The organism is Kribbella hippodromi (genome assembly GCF_039531045.1).
Lineage (GTDB): Bacteria > Actinomycetota > Actinomycetes > Propionibacteriales > Kribbellaceae > Kribbella > Kribbella hippodromi.
This window is the reverse complement of the sequence record NZ_BAAAPH010000052.1, coordinates 1-4,392: the sequence shown is the minus strand read 5'-3', so window position 1 is coordinate 4,392 and position 4,392 is coordinate 1. Positions and strand designations below refer to the sequence as shown.

At 65.6% G+C, this 4,392-nt stretch carries 3 protein-coding genes; 2 read left to right on the top strand and 1 reads right to left on the bottom strand.

Features of this window, described 5'->3' with window-relative positions:
• Positions 1-169 precede the first annotated feature (169 nt).
• On the top strand, positions 170-781 hold the full coding sequence (locus tag ABD260_RS37425; protein ID WP_344241722.1) for a helix-turn-helix domain-containing protein: 612 nt from the start codon (positions 170-172) through the stop codon (positions 779-781).
• A complete protein-coding gene (locus ABD260_RS37420; protein ID WP_344241720.1) occupies positions 778-1,449 on the top strand; it encodes an SRPBCC family protein in 672 nt (223 codons plus the stop codon). The genes ABD260_RS37425 and ABD260_RS37420 overlap by 4 nt, the downstream gene beginning before the upstream one ends.
• Before the next feature lie 133 nt (positions 1,450-1,582).
• On the opposite strand, the gene ABD260_RS37415 is transcribed toward ABD260_RS37420, so the two are convergent.
• Positions 1,583-3,853: a M4 family metallopeptidase gene (locus ABD260_RS37415; RefSeq protein ID WP_344241718.1), complete on the bottom strand. Its 2,271-nt coding sequence runs from the start codon at positions 3,851-3,853 to the stop codon at positions 1,583-1,585.
• Positions 3,854-4,392 lie beyond the last annotated feature (539 nt).

Below are 4,392 nucleotides of genomic sequence, written 5' to 3'. Positions count from 1 at the left end.
GCACAGCACCACCGCACAGCACCACCGCACAGCACCACCGCACAGCACCACCGCACAGCACCACCGCACAGCACCCAGCACCCAGCACCCAGCACCCAGCACCCAGCACCCAGCACCCAGCACCCAGCGTGCTCTTGACAAATTTTTCTGTCAATTTGATATTGGGGGTATGCGTTACGTCGAGGACTCCGAGCAGGTGCGGTTGGCGTTGTCGCCGATCCGGCGGCGGCTGCTCGAGCTGTTGCGGGAGCCGGCTTCAGCCACCCAGCTCGCGAGCACCCTCGACCTCCCGCGGCAACGGGTGAATTACCACCTGCGAGAGCTGGAGAAGGCCGGGCTCGTAGAACTGGTCGAGGAGCGCCAACGCCGCGGACTCACCGAGCGGATCCTGCGCGCGACAGCAACCCTGATCGTCGACCCACTCGTAGTCGATCCGCTCCTCGGCCAGGCGTTCACAGAAATCCAGGACCAGTACGCCGCCGAGCACCTGGTCGGAGTCGCCGCCGCGACCGTACGCGACGTGGCCCGCATGCAAAGCACCGCAGAAGCGGACGGCAAACGCCTGCTGACGTTCACCCTCGAAACCGAAGTGCGGTTCGCCGAACCGGGCGACGTACACCGCTTCACCGACGCGCTGACCGAGGCGGTTCGCCGAGTGGTCGAGGAGTTCGACACCGCAGACGGTCGTCCGTACCGATTGATCGCGGGCGCCCACCCGGCACCGCGCCGTACCGATTCATCGCAGGCGCCCACCCAGCACCGTACCGAAGGAGAATCATGACGCCGAAGATCGTGGTCACCGTCGCCGCCCCGGTGGATACGGTGTGGAACGCCCTGCGGGACAAGGAGAAGATCCGGCACTGGCACGGCTGGGAGTACGAAGGCGCCGAGGGCGGACTGGACGACGAGATCAACCAGATCTACTTCACCGACGTGGTCGAGGACGGTACGACACTCACGCTCGGGAACGGTGATGTGTTCGCGGTCGAGCCGATCGAGGGCGGCGCGCGGATCACCCTGACCCGCGCACCGCTCGGCGCGGACCCAGACTGGGACGCGTACTACGACGATGTCACCGAAGGCTGGATCACCTTCCTCCACCAACTGCGCTTCGCCCTCGAACGCCATCCAGGCGAACCACGGCACACGCTCTTCTACTCAGGCACCGCACCGATCGCCGGGCTTGGTATACCAAAACAGCCGACCGGAGCCCCGTACGAGCTCGAGCTTTTCGGGCAACGGCTGAAGGGCGAGGTTTGGTATACCAGCGATCACCAGACTGGCCTGACAGTAGATGCCTGGGGCAACGGTCTGCTGATCCTCAGCTACATCCTGCCGGGCGGCCAGAAGCCGGACGGTGCCTCGATGGCGATCCTCTCCGCCTATGGCGACACCGACCGGGACGAGCTCCACGCCCGCTGGCAATCAGGCTGGGACCAGCTCGGCTGAGGCCCGGCCCGGCTCAGGGGATCAGCTCGGCTGAGGGCCGGCCCGGCTCGGGGGCCTGGCTCAGCTAGGAAACCGGCTCAGCCAAGGGGCCGGCCGCCGCACCCGCAATCGGGTACGGCGGCCGGTTGGTGGGTCAGCTCAGGTTCAGACCCGTGTCGTCGATGACGAACGAGGTCTGCAGCGAGACGTCCTCGCTACCGGAGAAGCTGATCGTCACGGTCTGACCCGCGAACGACGACAGGTTGAACGACTTGAGCGAGTAGCCGCTCGCCTTGTTCAGGTTCGAGTACGTCGCCAGCGTGGTCGAGCCCGCCTTCACGGTGAGCTTGTCGTACTGCGTTGTCGTGGTGGTTTCCGCCGAGTCGACGTGCAAGTAGAACGACAGCGTCGCCGAGCACCCGGCCGGGATCGTCACCGACTGGCTCAGGTTGTCGGTGTGCGTCTGGCCGTACCCGTCCAGCCACGCCTTCCAGGTACCGCCGTGCGCCGGCTGGGAGGGATCGTTGTCGACCACTCCGGTGGAAGCGGTCCACGGTGTTGCCGTACCGGTCTCGAAGCCGGGGTTGCCGAGCTTCTGGCCGGAGCAGGTGCTGCCACCGCCGCTGACAGTGATGGTGAACGACGTATTACCAGATCCGCCCGCACTCGCCGTCGCCGTCGCGGTGACGTTGAACGTGCCGCTGGCAGTCGGCGTACCCGACACCGTGCCGGTAGACGAACCGATAGTGACACCAGCCGGCAGACCGGTCGCGGACCAGGTGTACGGCGACGTGCCGCCAGATGCAGTCAGCGTAAAGGGCGAGAGCGCCGTACCCACCGAACCGGTCTTGTTGCCCGGGTTGGCGACGGTAACGCCACCCGACGTGGAGCAGGTCGGGTCACCAGACTGAGCCGGCACGCTGACCGCGTCCCAAGCAGCCTTCACCGTGTTGAACTCGGTGCAGCTACCCGGGTACAGGTTCTTCGCAGCAGTCAGAGTCCAGGTGCGGTACTTCAGGTACGAGCTGCTGCTGGTCTTCATCAGCATCGCGTTGTACATGATCCGGATCGCCTTCTGGATCCCCAGACCGGTAACAGTAGAGCTGTTGCACGTCGGGCTCGCCGGGTTCCCGTTGCTGCCCTGGGACAGCAGGTAGAACCAGTGGTTACCCGGACCGGCGGCAGCATGTACTTCCGTACCCGGGATCGAGCTGGAGTAGCAGTTCGGGTCGCCAAGCGCCGACGGGTTGTACATGTTGCGGATCGGCCCACTACCGACCAGGTTGATCTCCTCGCCGACCAGGAAGTCCGGAGTGTCGTACGGGGCGGGCTGGTTGCTGTACCACTCGGTGGACGCGCCGAACGTGTCAGCGACGAACTCCTGCGTACCGCTACCGGAAATGCCACCCGGAGTGTGGTCGTCGATGCCGTGGCCCATCTCGTGCGCCACTACGTCGATCGAGCCGATCCACTGGTTGGCACTGTTGTGACCGATCTGCACCTGTGAACCGTCGTAGTACGCGTTCTCGTCGTTCAGGCCGACCCGGATCGGCCAGGCGCCACCGTTGCCGTCCATGCCGTTGCGGCCGAGCCAGTCGGTCAGCATGTGCTTCTCGGTCTGCGCGGAGTACAGCGCGTCCACACAGCCGGTCTCCCGGTTGGTGGCGTCGCCGTTGCCCCAGTTGTCATCCGGTCCGGTGAACGTGGTGTTGTTCGCCGCGTCCTGACAAGACAGGTTGGTGGTATTCGGGTCCTTCATCGAGTACGTGCTGCCGGACAGCGTGGTGTCCAAGTGCACCGGGTTCGGGCCGCTGTACGCCGCTGTGCCGTTGCCGGCCATCACATGCTCTTTGGTACCAAGTACCTTGCCGCTCTGCGCATCCACGTACACGGAGAGGCTCGACGGCTCCTTGCCCTTGCTGCCACTCACTCGTGTCTGCCAGGCGAGCTTCGGGGTGCCGTTCAGCGCGTACACCGCGAGGGTCGGCGTGGTCGTGGAACTGACCTTCGTGAGCTGCTTGTTCGCGGTTTTCTGCGCGGACGTGGCGGTCACCTTGGCGGTGGTCGACAGCTCGGGTACGGCGGTGGTCTGGGCGACCGATGTGTACTTCACCGCGCCCTTCTCGTCCGTGACGACGACGAAGTCACCACCGACCACCGGGAGACCCTTGTACGAGCGCTCGTACGGGACGTACTGCAGCCCGGACTGCTCCGAGATCACCGGTTTCGCGGTGAACTTGTCCTCCTTCGACGCGTGCAACGCACTGGGCCGGCCGGCCACCAGCGATGACGCCGAGTCCACCGCGTACGCCTTCGACTGAGCCTGCGAGGGCCGTGGCGGTGGCGCCGCGCTCGGTGCGGCCCCGGCCGCTGATGCCCCGAGCCCGGCGAGTGCCATCGCCGCGAGGCTGGTGACCCCGAGCACGACGGCAGGTTTACGGGAACGCTGAAACAAGACCATTGGTGTGGTCCCTTCGCGAGTACAGCCGGACCGCGCCGTGCGGGTCCGACCAGGTGCTGGGCGGGTTGCGCCTCGCCGGACTGCAGACGGTGCACCACGCCGTCTGGAACCTCCGGCCTACTCACCGGTTCCGCCGCGGAAAGCCCCCACTTTCCATCCATCCCCAATGAATCGCGCGGCGCGACACTACGACCCCACCCCCACCCGAACAAGACGCGATCGTGCCGCTGACACCACCAAGACAACTGACCGCGTTGTCATGACTACTAACAGCTGACAAACCCACCCACATCCTGAGATACATAACAATCCCCCACCACCCCTTGCCCCTCACCACCACCGCCTGCCCCACCACCGCGACCAAGCTGGACGACCGCCTTGTTGGCCGCCGCCCGCCACGCGCCACGCGGGTGGATATCCACCCGTGTTGTGGGTTCTCCACCGTTACACCAGTGGAGAACCCAGGCGGGGTCCAGTGGTCTAAGCAACGAGTAGTTCGGCTA

Excerpts from the sequence above, each read along its gene's own strand:
- ABD260_RS37425 (WP_344241722.1), top strand. The coding sequence starts at position 170 with ATGCGTTACGTCGAGGACTCCGAGCAGGTGCGGTTGGCGTTGTCGCCG.
- ABD260_RS37420 (WP_344241720.1), top strand. The coding sequence starts at position 778 with ATGACGCCGAAGATCGTGGTCACCGTCGCCGCCCCGGTGGATACGGTG.